General features: G+C 46.8%; 20 protein-coding genes. 15 read left to right on the forward strand and 5 right to left on the reverse strand.

What is annotated here, in order from left to right; genetic code table 11:
* Positions 1-18: 18 nt before the first annotated feature.
* On the forward strand, positions 19-936 hold the full coding sequence (locus M1D71_RS11440; protein WP_458126518.1) for an NAD(P)/FAD-dependent oxidoreductase: 918 nt from the start codon (positions 19-21) through the stop codon (positions 934-936).
* Between the two features lie 121 nt (positions 937-1,057).
* On the opposite strand, the gene M1D71_RS11445 is transcribed toward M1D71_RS11440, so the two are convergent.
* Entirely contained in the window at positions 1,058-1,267 is a 210-nt protein-coding gene (locus M1D71_RS11445; RefSeq protein ID WP_458126519.1) for a hypothetical protein, read from the reverse strand.
* A gap of 244 nt (positions 1,268-1,511) precedes the next feature.
* Here M1D71_RS11445 and M1D71_RS11450 point away from each other — a divergent pair, with 244 nt between their 5' ends.
* The 5 genes from M1D71_RS11450 (at position 1,512) to M1D71_RS11470 (ending at position 4,650) form a co-directional block, all read left to right on the forward strand.
* Entirely contained in the window at positions 1,512-1,865 is a 354-nt protein-coding gene (locus M1D71_RS11450) for a DUF3243 family protein (RefSeq protein ID WP_458126520.1), read from the forward strand.
* A 289-nt stretch (positions 1,866-2,154) separates the two neighbouring features.
* Positions 2,155-2,721, forward strand: coding sequence for a hypothetical protein (locus M1D71_RS11455; RefSeq protein WP_458126521.1), 567 nt, complete (start codon positions 2,155-2,157; stop codon positions 2,719-2,721).
* A 156-nt stretch (positions 2,722-2,877) separates the two neighbouring features.
* A complete protein-coding gene (gene cyoE / locus M1D71_RS11460) occupies positions 2,878-3,735 on the forward strand; it encodes a heme o synthase (RefSeq protein WP_458126522.1) in 858 nt (285 codons plus the stop codon).
* Between the two features lie 195 nt (positions 3,736-3,930).
* Positions 3,931-4,413: a tetratricopeptide repeat protein gene (locus M1D71_RS11465; protein ID WP_458126523.1), complete on the forward strand. Its 483-nt coding sequence runs from the start codon at positions 3,931-3,933 to the stop codon at positions 4,411-4,413.
* Positions 4,414-4,443: 30 nt separating this feature from the next.
* Positions 4,444-4,650, forward strand: coding sequence for a hypothetical protein (locus M1D71_RS11470; protein ID WP_458126524.1), 207 nt, complete (start codon positions 4,444-4,446; stop codon positions 4,648-4,650).
* A gap of 40 nt (positions 4,651-4,690) precedes the next feature.
* On the opposite strand, the gene M1D71_RS11475 is transcribed toward M1D71_RS11470, so the two are convergent.
* Positions 4,691-5,566, reverse strand: coding sequence for a LysR family transcriptional regulator (locus tag M1D71_RS11475; protein WP_458126525.1), 876 nt, complete (start codon positions 5,564-5,566; stop codon positions 4,691-4,693).
* 165 nt (positions 5,567-5,731) lie between these two features.
* Here M1D71_RS11475 and M1D71_RS11480 point away from each other — a divergent pair, with 165 nt between their 5' ends.
* The 4 genes from M1D71_RS11480 to M1D71_RS11495 all read left to right on the forward strand — a co-directional run bounded on the left by M1D71_RS11480 (position 5,732) and on the right by M1D71_RS11495 (position 12,815).
* On the forward strand, positions 5,732-6,679 hold the full coding sequence (locus M1D71_RS11480) for a DMT family transporter (protein ID WP_458126526.1): 948 nt from the start codon (positions 5,732-5,734) through the stop codon (positions 6,677-6,679).
* A gap of 188 nt (positions 6,680-6,867) precedes the next feature.
* Positions 6,868-7,899, forward strand: coding sequence for a LacI family DNA-binding transcriptional regulator (locus M1D71_RS11485; protein ID WP_458126527.1), 1,032 nt, complete (start codon positions 6,868-6,870; stop codon positions 7,897-7,899).
* A gap of 255 nt (positions 7,900-8,154) precedes the next feature.
* Complete coding sequence (locus M1D71_RS11490) at positions 8,155-10,701, forward strand: beta-mannosidase (RefSeq protein ID WP_458126528.1); 2,547 nt, start codon at positions 8,155-8,157, stop codon at positions 10,699-10,701.
* A 203-nt stretch (positions 10,702-10,904) separates the two neighbouring features.
* Complete coding sequence (locus M1D71_RS11495) at positions 10,905-12,815, forward strand: AraC family transcriptional regulator (RefSeq protein ID WP_458126529.1); 1,911 nt, start codon at positions 10,905-10,907, stop codon at positions 12,813-12,815.
* A gap of 195 nt (positions 12,816-13,010) precedes the next feature.
* On the opposite strand, the gene M1D71_RS11500 is transcribed toward M1D71_RS11495, so the two are convergent.
* Together M1D71_RS11500 and M1D71_RS11505 are read right to left on the reverse strand one after the other, a co-directional pair.
* Positions 13,011-13,682, reverse strand: a complete 672-nt coding sequence (locus M1D71_RS11500) for a hypothetical protein (protein WP_458126530.1) — start codon at positions 13,680-13,682, stop codon at positions 13,011-13,013.
* Positions 13,683-13,725: 43 nt separating this feature from the next.
* Positions 13,726-14,247 carry a hypothetical protein gene (locus tag M1D71_RS11505; RefSeq protein WP_458126531.1) on the reverse strand — a complete coding sequence of 174 codons (522 nt, stop codon included), beginning with the start codon at positions 14,245-14,247 and terminating at the stop codon, positions 13,726-13,728.
* A gap of 225 nt (positions 14,248-14,472) precedes the next feature.
* On the opposite strand from M1D71_RS11505, the gene M1D71_RS11510 reads away from it, so the two are divergent.
* The 5 genes from M1D71_RS11510 to M1D71_RS11530 all read left to right on the forward strand — a co-directional run bounded on the left by M1D71_RS11510 (position 14,473) and on the right by M1D71_RS11530 (position 18,498).
* On the forward strand, positions 14,473-15,150 hold the full coding sequence (locus tag M1D71_RS11510; RefSeq protein ID WP_458126532.1) for an SOS response-associated peptidase: 678 nt from the start codon (positions 14,473-14,475) through the stop codon (positions 15,148-15,150).
* A gap of 185 nt (positions 15,151-15,335) precedes the next feature.
* Positions 15,336-16,466 carry an NADH-dependent flavin oxidoreductase gene (locus M1D71_RS11515; RefSeq protein ID WP_458126533.1) on the forward strand — a complete coding sequence of 377 codons (1,131 nt, stop codon included), beginning with the start codon at positions 15,336-15,338 and terminating at the stop codon, positions 16,464-16,466.
* Positions 16,467-16,604: 138 nt separating this feature from the next.
* Entirely contained in the window at positions 16,605-17,372 is a 768-nt protein-coding gene (locus tag M1D71_RS11520) for a DeoR/GlpR family DNA-binding transcription regulator (RefSeq protein ID WP_458126534.1), read from the forward strand.
* Positions 17,373-17,391: 19 nt separating this feature from the next.
* The gene (locus tag M1D71_RS11525) at positions 17,392-17,850 is read left to right on the forward strand and encodes an OsmC family protein (protein WP_458126535.1); all 459 of its coding nucleotides are present in this window, start codon (positions 17,392-17,394) and stop codon (positions 17,848-17,850) included.
* A 57-nt stretch (positions 17,851-17,907) separates the two neighbouring features.
* Complete coding sequence (locus M1D71_RS11530; RefSeq protein WP_458126536.1) at positions 17,908-18,498, forward strand: DUF2062 domain-containing protein; 591 nt, start codon at positions 17,908-17,910, stop codon at positions 18,496-18,498.
* Here M1D71_RS11530 and M1D71_RS11535 read toward each other — a convergent pair.
* Complete coding sequence (locus tag M1D71_RS11535) at positions 18,476-19,405, reverse strand: AEC family transporter (protein ID WP_458126537.1); 930 nt, start codon at positions 19,403-19,405, stop codon at positions 18,476-18,478. The two genes, M1D71_RS11530 and M1D71_RS11535, sit on opposite strands and share 23 nt — an antisense overlap.
* Positions 19,406-19,452 lie beyond the last annotated feature (47 nt).

The following is a 19,452-nucleotide window of genomic DNA, read 5'->3' on the forward strand; positions in this document are numbered from 1 at the left end:
TTCAGGAGGAGAAGGAGCATGCGAGAGGTTGATTGCATAATAGTAGGTGGAGGGCTCGCAGGGCTTCAGGCGGCCATTCAGCTTGGGCGTTATTCGGCCCATCAGGTCTTGGTGATTGATGCGGGAGAGGGCAGATCGACATTGTGTCGGTCGTATCATAATATTCTCGGTTTCCCTGATGGGGTGTCCGGCGAAGAACTCCGTGCCCGAGGCAGGATGCAGGCAGAGCGAACCGGTGTAGCTTTTGAGAAAGACCGTATCGTTAAAGCAGGACGTCAGGGTGAGAAGATTCAATTATTTGGTACTTCCGGATCTGAATATAGGAGCAAAACGGTGCTTCTGGCAACGGGTCTTACGGATCGAGTTCCGGATATTCCGGGACTCACCCCGACGTTGGGTCGTACAGTCTATGTATGTCCTGATTGTGACGGCTATGAGATTCAAGATCAGCGGACAGTTCTGTTGGGATCTGGTGAAGCAGGGGCCAATATGGCGATGATTTTAATTCAGCGTACGAATGATTTGTTATATATCAACCATGAGCAGGCCCCCATATCTGCTGAACTTCATCGCAGCATGAAAGAGGCGGGCGTTCGTTATCTGGAAGCGGCGGTCCAGGAAGTGCAGCAGATCGAGGACGGCCATATCACCGGTGTTCTGACCGATGATGGGCAGATCTTTGAGTCGGAGCGTGGGTTTATCGCTTTTGGAGGCAATCGGGTGCACTATGAATTGGCAGAGCAGCTTGGAGCTGTGATCGCAGATAATAAACATGTAGAAGCCAATCCGCGCAGCTTGCAGGCAGCGACGAATGTATGGATTGCTGGGGATCTGGGTCTGCATGCAGAACAAGCAACCGTTGCGATGGGTGAAGGTTCCATTGCCGCGATCTGGATTCATAAGGCGCTACAGCAGATGACAAAGGATTCAATTTGAAAATCACCTCCAGATATGAGGTTGATTATTCAATTGTTCATTACCAAAAAGTCCTCCCAAGCCATGCGTATGGCAGGAGGACTTTTTAAGCTATCTTTTGCTATGGAGAAAAGGATCGGGCTTATTTACTCGATGAATCCGTTGACTTGGAAGAAGACGTTTCGTCCTTCGAATCATGTGAGAAATCTTTGCGAATATTATCCACGATATCGCCTACCATACCTTCAATCATATCGCTTGGCCCGGGATTTTGCTTGTCTGGATGGATCACCGTGTTCATGCCTGGTTCAAGTTCATCGTTTGTTTTCTCATGTTTGGCTTTGTCGCTCATGGGAAATCCCTCCTTGTTCCGTAATGTACAGATGTTTCTTAACATGTCCAAACACTATTACGTATATGTAAACGATTAACCGCTGGAGTTCATTTGAAACGTGATGCTCAAAGATCAGTACGCTTACAGGATAGAAATGAACTGTTTTAAACTTAAAAGAGGAGTTTATATTATAGATAACCGGTTAATGTTAAGTATGTTGTATTAATCCTAATGAACAACTATTCTCAAGGAGGTTATTCAGATGAATGAACAAAATCACGTAATCCGTAAAGATGGCCAAGTTTCTACTGACAAGGTGGACAATGCAATTGAGAAGATTGCGCCGGAAGAAAGAGAACAGATCTTACAGAACTTTGACGCATTCAAAGAGTACCTGGGTAAGCGAATTGCGATGGGAGAATCCATTGGACTAAGCGAGGAGCAGATGGCTAAAATCGCTGAGAAAGTAGCGGATTATCTCGCAGCTCGGGAGGAACCTCGCAATCGTGAAGAGAAGTTGCTTCAGGAGCTGTGGAATGTAGGTAAGGAAGATGAACGTCATATGCTGGCTCATATGCTCGTTCGTTTGGCGCAAAGCTCTACAACCAATCATTAAGATGAGCTTCTAAGCATAAGATACATTGACAAGCATAAGAATCGTATATATGTATTGAACCCCTGAATGGAAAAGACATCAGGGGTTCTTTTACCTTTTAAGAAGACTACAGACTGGAGTGGTGACGCGCATTGTAACTATTTTTAATCTGGCTGATACTTTTATAGTCTCTATTGCAAGTATGATAAGAAAAGAAAGAACGTTGGAATCAATAGTTCAGATGAGCGTTTGAGAAGGAAGACTTCCGGTTAAGGAATAGTAACGTTCATATTAAGGAGAGATGTTACCTATGAAGAACGCGGCAAAACAATGGAAACTACGAATGATCGGTGCAGTTGTTGCTTTACTTGGTATCATTGTGCTGACTACATATTTACTTACCCCTGCGAATGCTCAAGGTAGTACGGACGTTCAACAACCTACTGCGAAAGAAGCTCAGGTTGCCAACTCTGAGATGTTTACAGCCTATGTGGAAGGTATGCACCAAGAGAATGGCAAGTTGGTTATGACAGTGGACAAGATTGGCTGGTATCAAGGTGAAGAAGCCGATGCGATTTTTGCACAGCGCAATCCGGAAGCAGGTATAGACGGTGCACCAGATGGCTACTATATTGTCAATGACAGCAAAGAGCAGGAACAGGTTGAAGTTAGTGCCAATGCTGAAGTATTGATGCAGTTATATGATCGGGATGGTACGATGCTGGGCGCAGACATTCAGTGGAATGAACCTGTGACATTATCCAAGTTCGAATCGTTGTATGAGAATACCCGTATTCTAGACCTGTCCGTTTTCCCATATCATCTGACTGTGCAGGAAGGAAAAGTCACCAAAATTGTGCAGCAATACATCCCATAAATAAGATGAAGTTCATCAGTCAAGCATTCCTCCCGTTTAATAGAACGGTGAGGGATGCTTTTTGGTTATGACAAATTCATGAAAGCGATTGTAATTAATGGGAGGTACATGTATCATTATTGGAATGGCGTTTTTACATAGTTCAGGAGGAGCCTCATGCTTAAAGACATGATTGCATTAACCAAACCCGGACTTCTAAGGCTGAATGTGTTTGCGGTGGCAGTAGGATTCTGGGTAGCTTCAAAATGGGATATCCATTGGTTATCTCTGCTCATGGTCGTGATTGGATCTACTTTGGTTATTGCTTCAGCTTGTGTAATCAACAATTATTGGGATCGTGAATTGGACCAAAAGATGGAGCGCACCAAAAAAAGGATGGAGTACATTAATCATCTGAAGCCTGGATTTGTGCTGGGCTATGGTATTATCCTTGGTGTTGTGGGACTAGCTGTATTGTATCTCTGGGTGAATCCGTTAGCGGGCTGGATGGCTCTGCTCGGATGGTTTGCGTACATCGTGATCTACACGATGTGGTTGAAACGTAGTTCGACCTGGAGCACGTCGCTGGGTGGAATTGCAGGAGCGATGCCGCCTGTCATCGGTTATACGGCTGTAACGAATGAAATTGATGCAGGTGCCTGGTTGCTGTTTGCGCTATTGTTCCTGTGGCAGCCACCACACTTCTGGTCATTGGGTATTCGCCGGGTGGAGGAATATCGCGCTGCCGGTTTCCCGTTGTTGCCTGTCGTAAAAGGGGTAAAACGTACCAAGCTTCAGATGATTCCTTACGTTTTTCTGCTGCTTCCTGCTGTATTCCTGTTGTATTACTACGATTATGTTGGTCTGGTATTCCTGATTGTATCTCTGATTGGTGGACTAATCTGGTTCGTGCATACACTTAGTGGACTGAAGACACAGGATGATGAGAAGTGGGCAAAAGTGAACTTTCTGATCTCGGTTAACTATCTCATGCTCGTATTTATTGTTATGGTCGCGAACACGACATGGTCTTAATCAAGTGATGAACAGTTTACTTTGAGAGAAAAGCACCTTAAGCGAGTTGGCTGTATCGAATGAAAAAGCACACTGCCGAATAGAGTTTTGACAACCTTGTGTTGTTACAACATATTCTCTGGAGTGCTTTTTTGGTATAATAAAACAAATGAATGATATATGTGGGAATTATAATGCAAGATGGGAAGTGACAGCATGAGTAATGTGGAACAGGCCGTGCGATGGAGACAAGAAGGCAAGGGGCAGGAAGCGATTGAACTTCTGCAAGAGATTACAGAGCAAGAACCCGAGAATGCGCAGGTCTGGTATCAGCTCGCTTGGGCACATGATTCGCTTGGGTTAGAGCGAGAAGCTGTCCCGCATTATGAGCAGGCACTGGATCTGGGTCTCTCAGGAGAAGACAGGGCAGGCGCAATACTCGGACTGGGCAGTACATATCGAACGCTTGGAGAGTACGAGCAGGCGAAAGCTTGGTTTGAAAAGGGGATGAAGGAATTCCCGGCGTACCGGGAATTTGAGGTTTTCTATGCCATGGTGCTCTACAATCTGGGTGAACATGCAGAAGCGATGCAACGACTACTCGTGCAAATTGCAGATACATCAAGTGACAAGAGAATCAATGACTATAGCAGAGCAATTCGTTTCTACGCAGATCAGCTGGATCGGATATGGGAATAGATCGAATACGCTGAAAAAGGAGATGGACGAATGAACTCCAATCAAGATCTGAAACAAGTAAATGAAAGATTGGATCAGCTTGAGCAAAAGCTCGATAACTTGGGAGGCAGCCAGCACAACAAACGCTCACCGGGCGTGCGCTTCCTGATTGGTTTTGGCATCACGGTTGCGGTTATATTTGTGCTGATGCTGATCCTTGCTGTTATACAATTTGTGAGTAACGTGAGTAACGGATAGCAAAAGTTGATCATAACGACAGGTAGTTCGTTCTCCCAAGTTACAGGGTTGGTACGAGCCAATGTTGAACTTCTTCGATGAAACGCCGCGTAGCGGGCGATAGATTGCCCAAAGAGGGGCAGGCCATACCAATCGTGCGATAAGGATCTCCAGAGAGTGGAACGAGCGCAAGCGAATCTGTATGATTTTGAAGAACCATTTCCGGGAGCAGGCTGATGCCGAGGCCATTACGGACCATCGCCATAATGGCTTGATCTTCTGCGACTTCATAGACGACATTGAGCTTGGCTGCATGTTCCCGGATCAGTCGTTCAATCTCGTTATCCCCGCCCCACTTGGGCAGTATAAAGGGTTGCTCCAGTAGAATATCAAACGAAACAGATTTCTCTGAGGCGAGAGGATGATCCAGAGGCAGGATGCACATCATCCTGTCTTTTTGCAATGGGATGGTCTCAAACGGCGATGAATCGCCGAGGGATAGAAATCCAAGATCAATAGCACCTCCAGCCAGCCAGCCCTCAATCTCAGCATAATCCCCTTCCCAGAGCTTGATCTCAATTCCTGGATGACGCAGACGAAATTGTTTCAGTATGCCAGGTAGCCACTGTGTGGATACACTGGCGAAGGTACCGATACGCACAGTTCCAATCTCGGCACCGCGAATCAGGGAGATCTCCTGGTTCATTAGTTCCGTCCAGCGCAGAATTTCACGTGTGTATCCCAGAATGCGTTCGCCTTCAGCGGTAACACGTACACCGGAACGACCGCGATGGAGTAGTGAAAAACCACATTCCGTCTCCAGACTGGCGATGGCATGGCTGACTGCGGATTGGGTGATGTTCAGTGCTTCTGCCGCTTTGGTGAGACTGCCATATTCCACTACGGTATTCAATATTTCGTATTTGATCAATGACATGAATGATTCCGTTCCTTCCCATTTTTGATGCATGAGTTTATTTCATATAATCTATTATAAATATTCATTTTTATAATGCAAAGAGATCGTTTATACTTGCCAAGGCGAGTTAGTTTGACGCATGATCACACAGATCAGAATACATAGAATGAAGGTTGAAGCTAGATGAATGGTGTACAGGTTAATCAAGGTCAGGCAACGAGAAGAGCGGATATACAGATGCTGCTCGCAACGGTCATATGGGGATCATCCTATCTGTTTATGAAATCGGGCCTAGCGTCCATGGAAGAATTGAATCTGGTCGCATTTCGTTTTGGAATTGCCTTTCTTGCGGCAGGGATTCTTTTTCATCGGCGATTGTTTAAAATGGATCGAAGAACACTTGTGGCAGGAGCCATTATGGGCACGGCTTTATTCGCTGCATTTGTATTCATCACCTATGGTGTGCAACGTACAACGACATCCCAAGCGGGATTTTTGATTAGTTTGGCTGTTATTTTTGTACCCATCCTGACGACAATCCAGCATCGTCGTATGCCTGAAAAACGATTGACGTTAAGTATACTGGTAGCAGTAACCGGGCTGGGCTTGTTAACGCTTCAACATGAACTGAGTCTGCACACGGGAGATATTCTGTGCATTCTTGCAGCGCTAGTGTATGCCATCTACATTATGATTGCTGGCAAGTACACGCCGAAGCATGATCCGCTAACACTGGGAACGGTACAATTGGGTGTTGCGGCGATGTGGGGAATAGCGGCTACATTCATGCTGGAAACGCCACGTATGCCCGATACGGCTGAATCCTGGACAGCAATTCTCGGGTTAGGTGTATTGTGCAGCGGATTGGGATATATTCTGCAGACACTCGCACAGCGCCATGCTTCTCCCACAAGAACGAGTCTGATCTTCTCACTCGAACCTCTATTTGCAGCGGCCTTTGCTTTTACCTTTCAAGGGGAGTCATTAACGTTGCATGGATATGCAGGAGCAGCTTTGATGTTGATGGGTGTGTTGATTACAGAGATCAAACTCCCACAGCCGATCTTCTGGCGCAGAAAACGTCAAGCGCTCCAGCCGGAACTCAGCGATCAGGGAGCACGGAGCATATAACCAGGGAACAATGGTCTTTTCGTCATCTTCTATGGAAGGTGGAGAGAGGGCCTTTTTTTGTTATGTTGTATATGGCCTGTTACCGATCGAATTTAGCCTAACAAGTTAAACGGAAACATAACTTGTTTTGTTGATTTTTGTTTTTTATGCTACACTGAATGGAAAATCAGGAAAAACGGGTGAATGGCATGACTAAAAGAGTAACAATGCAGCAAATTGCGGATGCTGCGGGGGTGTCCAAATTCGCAGTCTCCCGTGCGCTAACGGGGAAGCCTGGTGTGAGCGAGCATACACGCGAGATGATTGTCAGAACGGCGGGGCAGCTCGGTTACTTCAGAACCGAGCCAAAGCGGTATCCGGTGGACACACAGGCATCAATAGAGGTGAAGCCAGAAGCGGAGCGCCAAGGCACCATATTAATTTTGTTTCCTAACGTTCGTTCTCAGAATCGATCTTCCTTGTACTGGGGGCCTGTGTTCGATGGCATCTCTGAGAGGCTGAATGAGAAGGGGATGGACATTTTAACGCTGACAGAACCCTCTTCCGATCGAATGTTCTCGGTCCTTAATCCGGAAGCGATCAGCGGAGTCATTACCGTGGGCACCATCTCGACATCGGTATTGCTGGAGATTTACAGGCTGCGTATTCCGCTTGTGATGGTGGACCATGAAGACCCGGCCATATACGCAGACACGGTTTTTACAGACAATATGAAATGTATGAAAGAACTGGTTCTCATGCTCGTTGGGAAAGGGTACAGAAGGTTCCAGTTTGCTGGGAAACTTCCTGATGCAACCAGCTTTAGAGAACGTTGGCTTGGATATCGAACGGTGCTGGAAGAGAAACAGCTGGAGGGGGAACAGCAAGCAGACTTGCTGGGACCAGAGTATGAACAGATACGGAGATCCATTGCCGAAATGAAGCTGGAGGATATCCCTGAAGTCATCGTGTGTGCGAATGATCATACAGCTGTCATTGTCATTCAGGCACTCCAAAGTCGAGGCATTCAGGTGCCTGAACGCTGTGCTGTAACCGGGTTTGACAATACGCAGACGGATGAACCCATTCTTGCTTCGGTACATATTAACAAAGATAATCTGGGCACGAGAGCGGTGGATCAGCTGTTGTGGCGGATCCAACATCTGGATCAACCTTATGAACGCAAGCTGATCTATTCGGAATTAATTATTCGCGATGAATATAACGCCAATATAGACTAATGTGGTATGTGTGATAAGAACGTATTGATCATATTAACGACAAACATACTGGTAAATGAACTCAGGTGAGAGACATGGAGAGATTAAGTCTTCATGTCTTTTTGATATGCAGCGATTGTTTAACAAATTAAATTACAAAACAGATTGACTATGAGAAGCATATCGTGTTAATTTTGTTTTGTAAGTTATTTGTTTTTACACTAACAAAACCTAACAAAATAATAATTACCAACTCTAACAACAATGGAGGCTGTCATGAGCACAATACAATCACATGTTTTTCAGAATTGGACGTTCAAGGCTTGCGAAGATCAAGAGTGGATGCCGGCTCAGGTGCCCGGCTGTGTGCATACAGACTTGCTGAAACTGGGCAAGATTCCAGATCCTTTTTATGGAACGAACGAGAAGGAAGTACAATGGATTGATAAGAAAGATTGGGAATATCAGACTGAATTTGACGTTGCCGAAGCGTTGTTCTCTCAGGAACACCTGGAACTGGTGTTTGATGGTCTGGATACATATGCTGATGTGTATGTGAATGATGTGCATGTGTTATCCGCAGATAACATGTTCCGGGTATGGAAGGCGGATGTGAAGGCCGTATTGAAGGGCAACGGCAATATTCTCCGAATACGTTTTCGGTCTCCGATTCAGGAAGACCTGCCTAAGCTGGAGAAGCTCGGATATGCATTACCTGCATCCAATGATCAGTCCGATGTTGGCGGACTTGGCGACAAGAGAGTAAGTATTTTTGCACGTAAAGCCCCGTATCACTATGGTTGGGACTGGGGTCCGCGTTTTGTAACCAGTGGGATCTGGCGTGAAGCACGTCTTGAAGGTTGGACACAGGTGCGAATTAATGATGTGTATATCCAGCAAAATGAAGTAAGTGCTACCTTAGCTTCATTGACCGCTGTTGTGGAAGTAGAGACATCACAATCGGTGGATACGGTCATTCGTATCGGTGCAGATGGTCAGAGATGGGAAAGATCCGTATCGCTGCAACCCGGAGCTCAGACTGTGGAGATTCCAATCTCCATCAATGAACCGAAACTGTGGTGGAGCCGCGGGCTTGGTGACCCGCATATGTACACCTTCCTTACCGAAGTGCTTCAAGGTGAGCGAGCTGTGGCTGAATCTACAGTGAAGACAGGACTTCGTTCCATTCGCCTGGTACGTGACAAAGATGAAGCGGGAGCATCCTTTTACTTTGAATTGAACGGGGTTGCGGTCTTTGCCAAAGGGGCCAATCACATTCCGAATGATAGCTTCATCACTGAAATTACTCATGAACGTTATCGTCATGAGATCGTATCCGCAGCCGAGTCCAATATGAATATGCTGCGCGTGTGGGGTGGCGGAATCTATGAGCAGGATGTGTTCTACGAACTGTGTGATGAATACGGAATCCTGGTATGGCAAGACTTCATGTTTGCTTGCAGCATGTATCCAGGGGATGAAGCGTTCCTGAACAGTGTAAGACATGAAGCGATTGATAATGTGAAACGTCTGCGTAATCATCCAAGTATTGCACTATGGTGTGGTAACAATGAGATTGATTCGGCTTGGGCTCAATATGTTGAGAATGGTGGCTGGGGTTGGAAGAAAGATTTTACTGCCGAGCAGCGTGAACGCATCTGGGCCGATTACGAAGCCATCTTCCATGATCTGCTGCCAGAAGTGGTTGAAGCGTATGCTCCAGGTGTGGATTACTGGCCTTCTTCACCTCTTGTATCACTGACAGGGGATGAGAAGCAGCATGCGCACCCGTCTACATCTGAGGGCGATATTCACTACTGGGGCGTGTGGCACAATGTAGAACCTTTCGAAAACTACAACGTGCATGTGGGTCGTTTCATGAGCGAATACGGATTCCAGTCTTTCCCGGAATACAAATCAGTTCGGACCTATGCGGAAGAAGAAGACTTGGCCTTGGAATCTGAAGTGATGCTTGCGCACCAGAAGAATGGGGCAGGTAATCGTCTGATCAAACAGTATATGGATATGTACATGCATGAATCGAAGGATTTCCCATCGTTCCTGTATATGAGCCAAGTCCTTCAGGCGGAAGCAATGAAGACCGCCATTGAAGCACATCGTCGCCGCAAACCATTCTGCATGGGTACACTTTACTGGCAAATGAATGACTGCTGGCCGGTGGCTTCATGGGCAGGCATGGACTACCTTGGGCGTTGGAAAGCTTTGCAGTATTACGCGAAACGAAGCTTCAGCGATGTGCTCGTATCCGTAGACGGGACCAAGGAAGATACTACAGATATTTATATCATCTCGGATCAGCTTGAGCCAGTGAAGGGTCAACTGCAGATTCGATTGATTGGATTCGATGGCTCAGTATATCGTGAAGAAGAGCATGAGGTAACATTGGCATCGAACTCGGGTCAACTGGTGTTGTCTCTGAGTCAGACTGAATGGCTGCAAGGCCGTGACGTTGCAACAACGCTGTTGCGCCTGGATCTGAAGCAGAATGGAGTAGCTGACATTGTGCAGGAGCATTATTTTGCACCATCCAAAGATCTTGCATTGCAGCCTGCACAAATTAAAGTAACAGAGGTTACTGAAAATGATGGCAAATATCTTCAACTGGAAAGTGATGTGCTTGCCAAACAGGTATGGATTTCCTCCGAAGCAGAAGGCGTATTCTCCGACAACTTCTTCGATCTCATTCCTGGCATTCCGGTGAAGGTGCAGTTCACTTCCAGAGAAGGGCTGCAATCTACCGATGCGGTTTCCAATACCGGGCTCATTGAGGTTCGTTCCATGGCTGATTTTATCAAACTATAATAAGGCTTAACATCAGAACGGTTGAGATCTCTTTAAGAGGGATTTCAACCGTTTTTATATTGAGGCAACCAATAAAAACGGATGTAGGCTTCAAAGATGGTTCCATCATTGCTATAATTGATAATCATTATCAATTATAGGTGGGTTTTGAGTCACAATGCTATGCATTGTGCATGTTTGGACACTTAGGAAAGGGAGTCTATATGCGGATTCAGAATGATACCAAGCTGTGGGATCAGGTTCAGGTTCGCGTGCTTGATGTCCGTATTATATCACTGGCAACAAACGAGTTCATGCGAAACTATGTGTTACCAACCAGTGCATTTGTCTATGTTCATGGTAGGGGGCAGGTGTGGCTGGATGAAGAGGTATGGTCTACAGGCCAGTTCTTGCTGCTCCACGGGGGAAAAGGAAGACGTCTGACATTTGAAGCGACCGGGGGGATGGAGGTCCATCTGATTTTGTACAAATCAACGCTGCCATCCAACGTGCTCGTGGAGTACCGAATGATGCTAAACCAGCGAAATCCATTTGAAGAGTCTTGGGCGACAGCGCCGGATCATGCCCTTGAACTGCGTGAGCTTGTGCGGAAGATACATGAATGCTGGTCAGGACAGGAACAATTGGGCAAAATTCAGGTCAAAGTACACTTCTTTCAATTGGTAGAGCTTGTATTGTTACAGCGGAGCCGCATGCTTCACGAAGGTCAGCAGCCTTCGCTTACCGATCAGGTATTGCGTCATATCAAAGCTCATTTCCGGGAATCGATCTCACTCGATTCGCTTGCCCAGTCCTTGAATTATAGCCCGCAGTATTTATCACGCAAGTTCAAGGAACAGACGGGATGCACACCGACAGAATATGTGACTCGGTTACGTATGGGTGAGGCAAGGAGTTTGCTTGCGTCCACGGAAGCTTCATTACAGGAAATTGCTGCATATGTAGGGTACATGGACCCATTCTATTTCAATCGAATTTTCAAAAAAGAGACTGGCATCACACCTGGACAATATCGGTTGAAGCAGCAGGGAAACTCAAACAAAGTTTCAAAAAGTACATTAAATGCAACAAATGAATCTATTGTAACAGGAAGAGAGGAACGTTATCCTTTAATTGATGATGATAATCATTATCAATATAAGGGAGATGAGGAAATCAACATGTTTAAGCATTTTAAATCAGCGATCATGTCACTTGCGCTTGTACTCACATTGAGTGCTTGTGGAACAGCTGAACAAGGAACAGGAACATCAGAGGTTGCAGCGGAACCCGAACAACCGGCAGTCGTGGAAACCAAAATGGTGAATACGGCCTTTGGCGAGGTAGAGATTCCTGCACATCCAGAGCGAGTCGCTGCCATTGATTATCTGGGAACGGTACTTGCTCTTGGTGTCAAACCGATTGGTGGAGGACAATTTCTGATGAACAGCCCGTATCTGGAAGGTCACATGGATGGGCTTGAAACGATCGGTGATTCCATTGAACAATTGATGGAGCTGGAGCCAGATCTCATTATTACATTGAATCCGGACAAAGCGGCTTATGAACAATACAGTAAGATTGCACCGACCGTTTCCATTGCGTCCATCACTTTCCCGACACTGAAGGACGAAGTCACTTATTTCGGTGAAGTTCTGGGCAAAGAAGCGGAAGCTGAGAAGTGGCTGGTTGATTTTAATGAGGAGATTGCCAAAATCAAGCAGGAGGTGCAGAGCGTTGTACCGGCTGATGCCACATTCTCCGTGATGCAGGAATACGACCGCCAAGTCTTTATTTTCGGCAATCAGTCGGGCCGGGGAGGGCGTAATATCTACGAATTGCTCGGTTTACAAGCACCGAAGAACATTCCGTCTGAGTTGATGCAGGGGGCATATCATGAATTCTCCATAGAACTGCTCTCCAAATACGCGGGAGATTACATCGTCCTAACCAGCCACTCACAGCTGAAAGACCTACAGGCAGATCCGATCTGGGGTTCATTGCCTGCTATCAAAAGTGGAAAAGTGTACATATGGACGGAGGAACAATCCTGGTTCCGTGACCCCATCGCTTTGTTGAAACAGACACAGGATCTGGCTGAATGGATTATTGGACTTAATACACCGTCTAAGTAAGTAAGGATGGTCTGCGCTCATATTTAAAGGGCCGAGTGCATTTCGGATGCACAGCGGGCCTACGTAAGACCAAAAAACCGTGCTGCCCAGTTGGCTGAGCAGCACGGTTTTTATATTCTTATGTATGACTGAAACAATAGAAGGGGATTAGGAGTCTGTACGGAGATAAATAACGGTGTGATTGCAGTATATGCATTAGTTGTTCTTTTGTTCGCTCTGGATTTCTTGCAACTCCCTGATGGTCAAAGAAAGATCATTCTCGGGATTCGCGCTCACAATGACTTCGGACTGTGATTGTTGCTGACCTGTCTGATTCGACTTGGCGGCAGGTTTGATCACGTAGAGACTCTGAACGGAGTTCAGCAGGCTGGCTGGGGTGTTTTCATACGTTTCGAGGAAAAGCACATAGTCTTTGGTAGGGACCAGCTTGAGGTTGTCGTCATTAATAATCTCGGTGTTACCCAATTGTCCGCCAAGCTGCTTCACTTCTATTTGTTCCCCGGCCGTGTAAGCGCCCTTGTAGGATTCAGTAATCTGAACCGTGTGGATCGTATAGATTTTGTCAAAAGAAGACGGCTCTCCGCCTGGATCGGACGCTGTTTCTAACTCGTTTTCATTCGCAGCTTCTGTAATCTGTACGATATCGTTCAAAGCTTCCACTCGAGTCTCGAGGACATTGCCTTTAACGATGGTATTGGCTCTCTCGGACAGGTCGCCAATGCTGGCATAACTCGGGTAATCTTCAGAAGCAATAATGGTCATGGGTGCATTGGACGGAGAAGCGGTAGGTGTAACAGAAGAGCATCCAACAGCAGATAGAATGAAAATCGTTGAGATAAGTAGCGTTTTTACTCGGTTTTTGTTCATGGACAGGAATCCTCCTTGGATTTTGGAATGAGTTCGTAGCGGATTAATACTTTGACCTTACGTTGTTGATGTCAAAGGTTTGAGGTTTGGTCATGGAATTTCGGTTACGGGAGTAAGACATAATGGAAGGACTGGTTGTGGTTGGGTTGTCACCAAGCCATACGGAGTGTCCAAGTTCGTGGACGAATACGCTTTGAATGAAATTGGATAAGTTGGTCGCGTCAGCACTAATGGTGGATGCATTAAGTTCGATGCGGAAGCTTACGACCTGACTCCCGGATACGGAGGCGTAGTTGACACCATATGCCGTGTTGTTAAAGTTTCCTGCGGTGATGGTGTTCGGGGAGTTGTTTGTTTTGGTGAATTGAACTTTGGCACCGGCATTGTTCCAGTTGGTAAGGGAAGCGTCCATTGGGATCTGCCATGAGGAGGCGTAATTATACGTGCGAATGGGGATGGTCGTACTGGGATATCCGTAATTCAGGAAGGTTGCCGCGTAGATAGTACTGCCGAACATGGCTATCGCCGAGAACAACATAATGCTCATCAAAAACTTCCTTTTCATACTAAAAACCTCCAATAAATGTATTTTATCTCTATTATAGTAACAAGGAATAGTTTGATTGAAATGAGTCTGAGGTCGTTGTTTTTGTCGTGGAAAACATGAAATATGGTTTGACCAGACGAAGTGGGTGTCAAAATAAGTCATTTTTGCTCGATATGCATGCATAATTTCCCTGATATAACAAACAATACAATCAACTTACACAGGGAAAGGTAGTGCTTGAGCATGTGCAATCGTTTTTCATTGGCAGCCGATTTGGACGAAGTCAGAGATCATTTCAAGATTCAGCGAGTAATGTATTATTACAAAAACCGTTACAACATCAGCCCAACCCAGCATACGCCAATTATTTTGCATCAGGATGGTGAGCGTGTATTGGATGAGTTCCGTTGGGGGTTCATTCCGTTCTGGGGGCGTGATGCCGTGAACGCAAATCTCATGACGGTGCATGAGAATCCTTCCTATTACAAGCTGGTAGAAACGAAGCGCTGCGTCATTCCGAGTAACGGATTGTACTATTGGCGGCAAGAGGGTAAGAAAAGTTATGCGGTCCGCGTTGTCATGCCGGATCGAGGTCTGTTCGGCATTGCTGGATTATATGAAGTGTGGAGAGACACACGTAAAGAGCCACTTCGTACCTGCACGATGCTTATGACTGGCGCGAACATGGTTACACGCGAGTTCGGCAGCAAAATGCCAGCGATCCTCTCCGAAGAAGAGATCAACACTTGGCTTGATCCGGCTAACACACGGGTCACTCAGTTGCTGCCGCTGTTGAAATCGTATAACAGTACAGAGATGAATCTGTATCCTGTAACACCCATGGTCGCCAATGATGAGCACGATTGTTATGAATGCGTGGAAGAGATGGATCAGAAGCTGGCATACGTTCGGAGTTTCTGAATCCCTTTTGCATAGAGTGAAGAAGGTTAATAGGGCAGGGAGTTAGGACCCTCTGCTCTTTTTTTCCTTTCTGAAAATGAAGAGTTGCAATTGCGGTGAAACGTAACTATAATAATTACAGTAAGCGAACGCATATATTCATATATCTATTAAAAGAGATATTTATAATCAGGAGGGAACCACGAATGAATCCAAAGTTTAACCAGATGTTTGAACAAGTTTCACTACCGACTGGCATTACATTGAAAAACCGTATCGTGCTCGCTCCGATGACTCATATGTCCTCGAATGCTGATGGTACCATATCTGACGCAGAACTTGCTTATTATGCACGTCGCACCGGTGGTGCTGGCATGTCGATTACGGCAGTAGGGCATGTAACAGAGAATGGCATTGGTTTCCCGGCTCAGTTCGGCGTACATAATGACAGCTTCATTCCCGGCCTGAGACGATTGGCAGATACAATTAAACAGCAGGGCTCTGTAGCCATATTACAAATATTCCATGCAGGCCGTCTGACGCCTGAACAAGCTGTACCTGCGGGTCAAGTGGTGGCTCCTAGTGCGGTTGCGAGTGAGCGTCCGGGATCTCCTGAACCAAGAGAGTTGACTGATGCCGAGATTACTTCCATTATCAAAGACTTTGGTGAAGCGACACGTCGTGCAATCGAAGCCGGATTTGATGGTGTTGAAATTCACGGAGCTAACGGTTATCTGATCCAGCAATTCTTCTCCCCTCATTCCAACCGACGTGAAGATCGTTGGGGAGGAAGTGTAGAGAAACGTCTGGCATTCCCACTTGCTGTCGTGGATGAGATTCAGAAAGTTGTTGCCGAACATACGAAATTGCCATTCATCATTGGTTACCGCTTCTCTCCGGAAGAACCGGAAACACCGGGACTCACGATGGAAGATACGTATGCACTGGTGGATGCACTGAAAGATAAAAACCTGGATTACCTGCACGTTTCCCTGAATGAATTCTGGTCCAAACCAAGACGTGGCGAAGCAGATACACGTTCAAGAATGGAATTCATCCTCGATCGTGTGAACGGCAAATTGCCTGTTATTGGTGTAGGTTCGATTCATACGGCTGATCAGGCCGCTGAGGCGCTTCAAACGGGAGTGCCACTGCTTGCCATTGGACGTGAGCTGATTATCGAACCGGATTGGGTTGAGAAAATCGAGAGCGGACGGGAAGAAGATATCGAGACGATTCTGACCAAATCGGATCAGGAGCGTCTGGTTATCCCTGACGGGCTGTGGAATGCAATCATCCACACACCGGGCTGGTTCCCTATGGCAGAAGATAAATAAGATACACTTCAGGACTGGAATGGAGGGGGCGAGAGCTCCCTCTTTTTGCACGTGGTCTAAATTCTCCTTGTAATCGCACTGTGGTATGATGGGATGAACAGGATCAACTGGATAATCAACGGTTTGGAGTGAAGGAATATGCTCGTTGCTGAACGGTATGAAAAAATAGTGGAATGGGTGGATACGCAAGGCAGTATGCGTGTGACCGAACTTAGTGAGCGCTGCGGGGTGACGGAAGAGACGATTCGTCGTGATCTGGACAAGCTCGAACAGGCAGGCAGGCTCAGGCGCTCTCATGGCGGGGCAGTCAGTGTAAAATACAAAGAGGATTTACAGTCGGAGATTCCGTATCCTGAACGAGCTGTAGCCCATGCAGAAGAGAAGCGCAGGATTGCAGGCGAAGCGGTGAAAATGGTGGAATCAGGCGACCGGATCGCCCTCGATGCAAGTACAACGGCGTGGTATATGGCGGCAGGATTGCCTAACATTCCACTGACGGTTTTAACCAACTCGATTAAGGTGGCCGCAGAGCTGAGCAACAAGGAGCAGATTCGCGTGATTGCCACAGGTGGGCAACTGGCTTCGAAATCCCTGTCCTTTGTAGGGCCGCTGGCGGAACGTTCGCTGGATGCTTACCATGTCGATAAAGTATTCCTGTCTTGCAAAGGGGTGCATCTGACCAAAGGCATTAGTGAATCCAATGAATTACAGGCTTTGGTGAAGCAGAAGATGATCCATATTGCGGATGAGGTCATTTTACTCGCAGATTCCAGCAAGTTTAACATACAGGCTTTTACGAGAGTCGCTGAGATGAGCAGTGTGGGGAAAGTGATTACGGATCAAGGCGTAGACGAAGAGCAAGTAAGTGCACTAACTGAGCAGAATATTACGTGTATACGTGTGTAAATAGAAAGGAATGAATGTCATGAAACATCCTTTTCATCTGAAAGCGGTATGGAATGGTGGACGTAACAGTGAGGGAACCATTGATGCAGGTGGATTAAAAACGGTCATATCGATTCCGCAGGAGATGGGCGGACCTGGTACGGGAACCAACCCCGATGAGATGCTGCTGGGTGCAGCCTCTACCTGTTACTTGATCACGTTGGCAGCAATGCTGGAGCGTTCAGATATTAAGCCAGATGAGCTGACGCTGGAGTCGGAAGCAACGGTAGATGTTACGAATAACGTGTTTATGTACGAACGGATCGTACATAGACCCCGGATTGTGCTTAGCACAGATGCTTCTGAGGCGGATCTGGTCAAAGCCGAGCGCTTAGCGCACAAGGCTGAATCATCCTGCATGATCTCCCGAGCGGTGGCAGGCAATGTTGTGATCGAAACACAGCCAGTCGTTGTAACTACAGGAGCTAACACAGTGTGATATACTTAAGAGTAGGCGACGCAAGTCGTCATTCGTGTAAATAAGGAGAAATTCGGCATGAACACACAGAAGCGCAAGACCAACCGCTGGGTACGTTTAACACGTGCTATGAAGCTGAATTTCCTCAAATTATTACGTGCTCCCGGAGGTGCGCATAAAGTATCTACCGGATTTGCCATAGGGTTCGGACTGGAATTAATCGTGATCTCGACCGCATCGCTGATATATCTCATATTCTATCCCATCGTGCGACTGTCCGGGGGTTCGATGCCCGCAGCCATTGTTGGCAATGTGATTGGAAAACTTACGTTTTTGCCTATCATTCTGATGCCGCTCGCCAAGCAGATTGGTTCCTGGATTCTGCCTGCTCACAGCATGGGACAGGGACTAGTACACAAGAGTGCATTCATGGAACTGTTTCGCGGGAACTGGTCGGCAGTGAGCGAATTGTTGCTCGGTGGACTGGATATTTTGGCAGGCATGTCCGTGTTCGGTATCATTCTGGGTGTAATTTCGTACTTTATCGTAAAATTCTTTTACGTCAGAGCTCTCAACCAGCGTTATGAACGCCGGCTGGAGAAGCGTCGACAAGCAGATATGGCTGCGGTATCGCCTCCAGTGTTAATCAGGAAGCCATCACAATCATAATTGGCAGCATCAACATGGATGCAGCGGTTGTCCATAGAATGCAGCGGGATACAAACTGTGGAGAAGCATTGAACTGTTCAGCCAAAATAACAGCGTTTACCGCGGTCGGCATCGATGCGAGGATGAGCAGCACACTGAACAAGGTACCCTCGACCTGAAGCGCGGTCAGAATTAGCCAGGAGAGGATCGGTGCAGCTGCGAGACGTACCACAAGCCCGGTCCAGAAGGCTCGGCGTACATTAGGTAACCAAGGCGCTGTAGCACCTTTTGATCTGAGCATCTGTGCTCCCAAAATGGCGAGAACGACGGGAGAGTAGCCCATAGCCAGCATGGAGATGCCTCCATCCAGCGCGTCAGGCAGGCTCAAATTGGATGCGCGCAGCGCAATGGCGATGCCGGCAGCATAGATGGACGGCATGCGGAAAACGGACAGAATCGCATCTTTTACCGTGAATTCGGATCGCGCGGCAAAAAAGATACCTACCGTATTGACAATGATCATCTGTCCAATAACATAGACGGAAGCCTTATCCAGTCCAAGTTGTCCAAAGGCAAGCAGTACAAGCGGGAGCCCGTAATTCACGCAGTTCGTAAACGTGGAGACGAGGGTGAGACCTGCTTTTTCGCTTGCACCCAGACGGAAAATCCGGCTTAACAGCTCGGCGAGTGCCCACAGCGCAATCAGATTAATGATAGAGAACCAGAATGTGCTGGTGACGTCCGTCCAGGTAATCTCTGCGTGCAGCAATGTATTGAAGATGAGCGCAGGGCTCAAAATATAAAGGGAAAAGGTCGACAGCGACCGGGTATCCCAATTCTTGAAGCGTTTTAACAGAATACCTCCGATCACGGGAAGTGATATCGGCAGGAATACATGGTATAACGTGAGTAAAAATGAGTGAAGCAATGCAATTCAGTCCCTTCTGGATGAAAAACCTATCTTATCATAGCAGA

This window comes from Paenibacillus sp. Z3-2, assembly GCF_054161325.1.

Excerpts from the sequence above, each read along its gene's own strand:
- M1D71_RS11490 (WP_458126528.1), top strand. The coding sequence starts at position 8,155 with ATGAGCACAATACAATCACATGTTTTTCAGAATTGGACGTTCAAGGCT.
- M1D71_RS11530 (WP_458126536.1), top strand. The coding sequence starts at position 17,908 with ATGAACACACAGAAGCGCAAGACCAACCGCTGGGTACGTTTAACACGT.
- M1D71_RS11455 (WP_458126521.1), top strand. The coding sequence starts at position 2,155 with ATGAAGAACGCGGCAAAACAATGGAAACTACGAATGATCGGTGCAGTT.
- M1D71_RS11445 (WP_458126519.1), bottom strand. The coding sequence starts at position 1,267 with ATGAGCGACAAAGCCAAACATGAGAAAACAAACGATGAACTTGAACCA.
- M1D71_RS11465 (WP_458126523.1), top strand. The coding sequence starts at position 3,931 with ATGAGTAATGTGGAACAGGCCGTGCGATGGAGACAAGAAGGCAAGGGG.
- M1D71_RS11510 (WP_458126532.1), top strand. The coding sequence starts at position 14,473 with ATGTGCAATCGTTTTTCATTGGCAGCCGATTTGGACGAAGTCAGAGAT.
- M1D71_RS11525 (WP_458126535.1), top strand. The coding sequence starts at position 17,392 with ATGAAACATCCTTTTCATCTGAAAGCGGTATGGAATGGTGGACGTAAC.
- M1D71_RS11485 (WP_458126527.1), top strand. The coding sequence starts at position 6,868 with ATGACTAAAAGAGTAACAATGCAGCAAATTGCGGATGCTGCGGGGGTG.
- M1D71_RS11440 (WP_458126518.1), top strand. The coding sequence starts at position 19 with ATGCGAGAGGTTGATTGCATAATAGTAGGTGGAGGGCTCGCAGGGCTT.
- M1D71_RS11520 (WP_458126534.1), top strand. The coding sequence starts at position 16,605 with ATGCTCGTTGCTGAACGGTATGAAAAAATAGTGGAATGGGTGGATACG.
- M1D71_RS11450 (WP_458126520.1), top strand. The coding sequence starts at position 1,512 with ATGAATGAACAAAATCACGTAATCCGTAAAGATGGCCAAGTTTCTACT.
- M1D71_RS11505 (WP_458126531.1), bottom strand. The coding sequence starts at position 14,247 with ATGAAAAGGAAGTTTTTGATGAGCATTATGTTGTTCTCGGCGATAGCC.
- M1D71_RS11475 (WP_458126525.1), bottom strand. The coding sequence starts at position 5,566 with ATGTCATTGATCAAATACGAAATATTGAATACCGTAGTGGAATATGGC.
- M1D71_RS11495 (WP_458126529.1), top strand. The coding sequence starts at position 10,905 with ATGCGGATTCAGAATGATACCAAGCTGTGGGATCAGGTTCAGGTTCGC.
- M1D71_RS11470 (WP_458126524.1), top strand. The coding sequence starts at position 4,444 with ATGAACTCCAATCAAGATCTGAAACAAGTAAATGAAAGATTGGATCAG.
- M1D71_RS11515 (WP_458126533.1), top strand. The coding sequence starts at position 15,336 with ATGAATCCAAAGTTTAACCAGATGTTTGAACAAGTTTCACTACCGACT.
- cyoE (WP_458126522.1), top strand. The coding sequence starts at position 2,878 with ATGCTTAAAGACATGATTGCATTAACCAAACCCGGACTTCTAAGGCTG.
- M1D71_RS11500 (WP_458126530.1), bottom strand. The coding sequence starts at position 13,682 with ATGAACAAAAACCGAGTAAAAACGCTACTTATCTCAACGATTTTCATT.
- M1D71_RS11480 (WP_458126526.1), top strand. The coding sequence starts at position 5,732 with ATGAATGGTGTACAGGTTAATCAAGGTCAGGCAACGAGAAGAGCGGAT.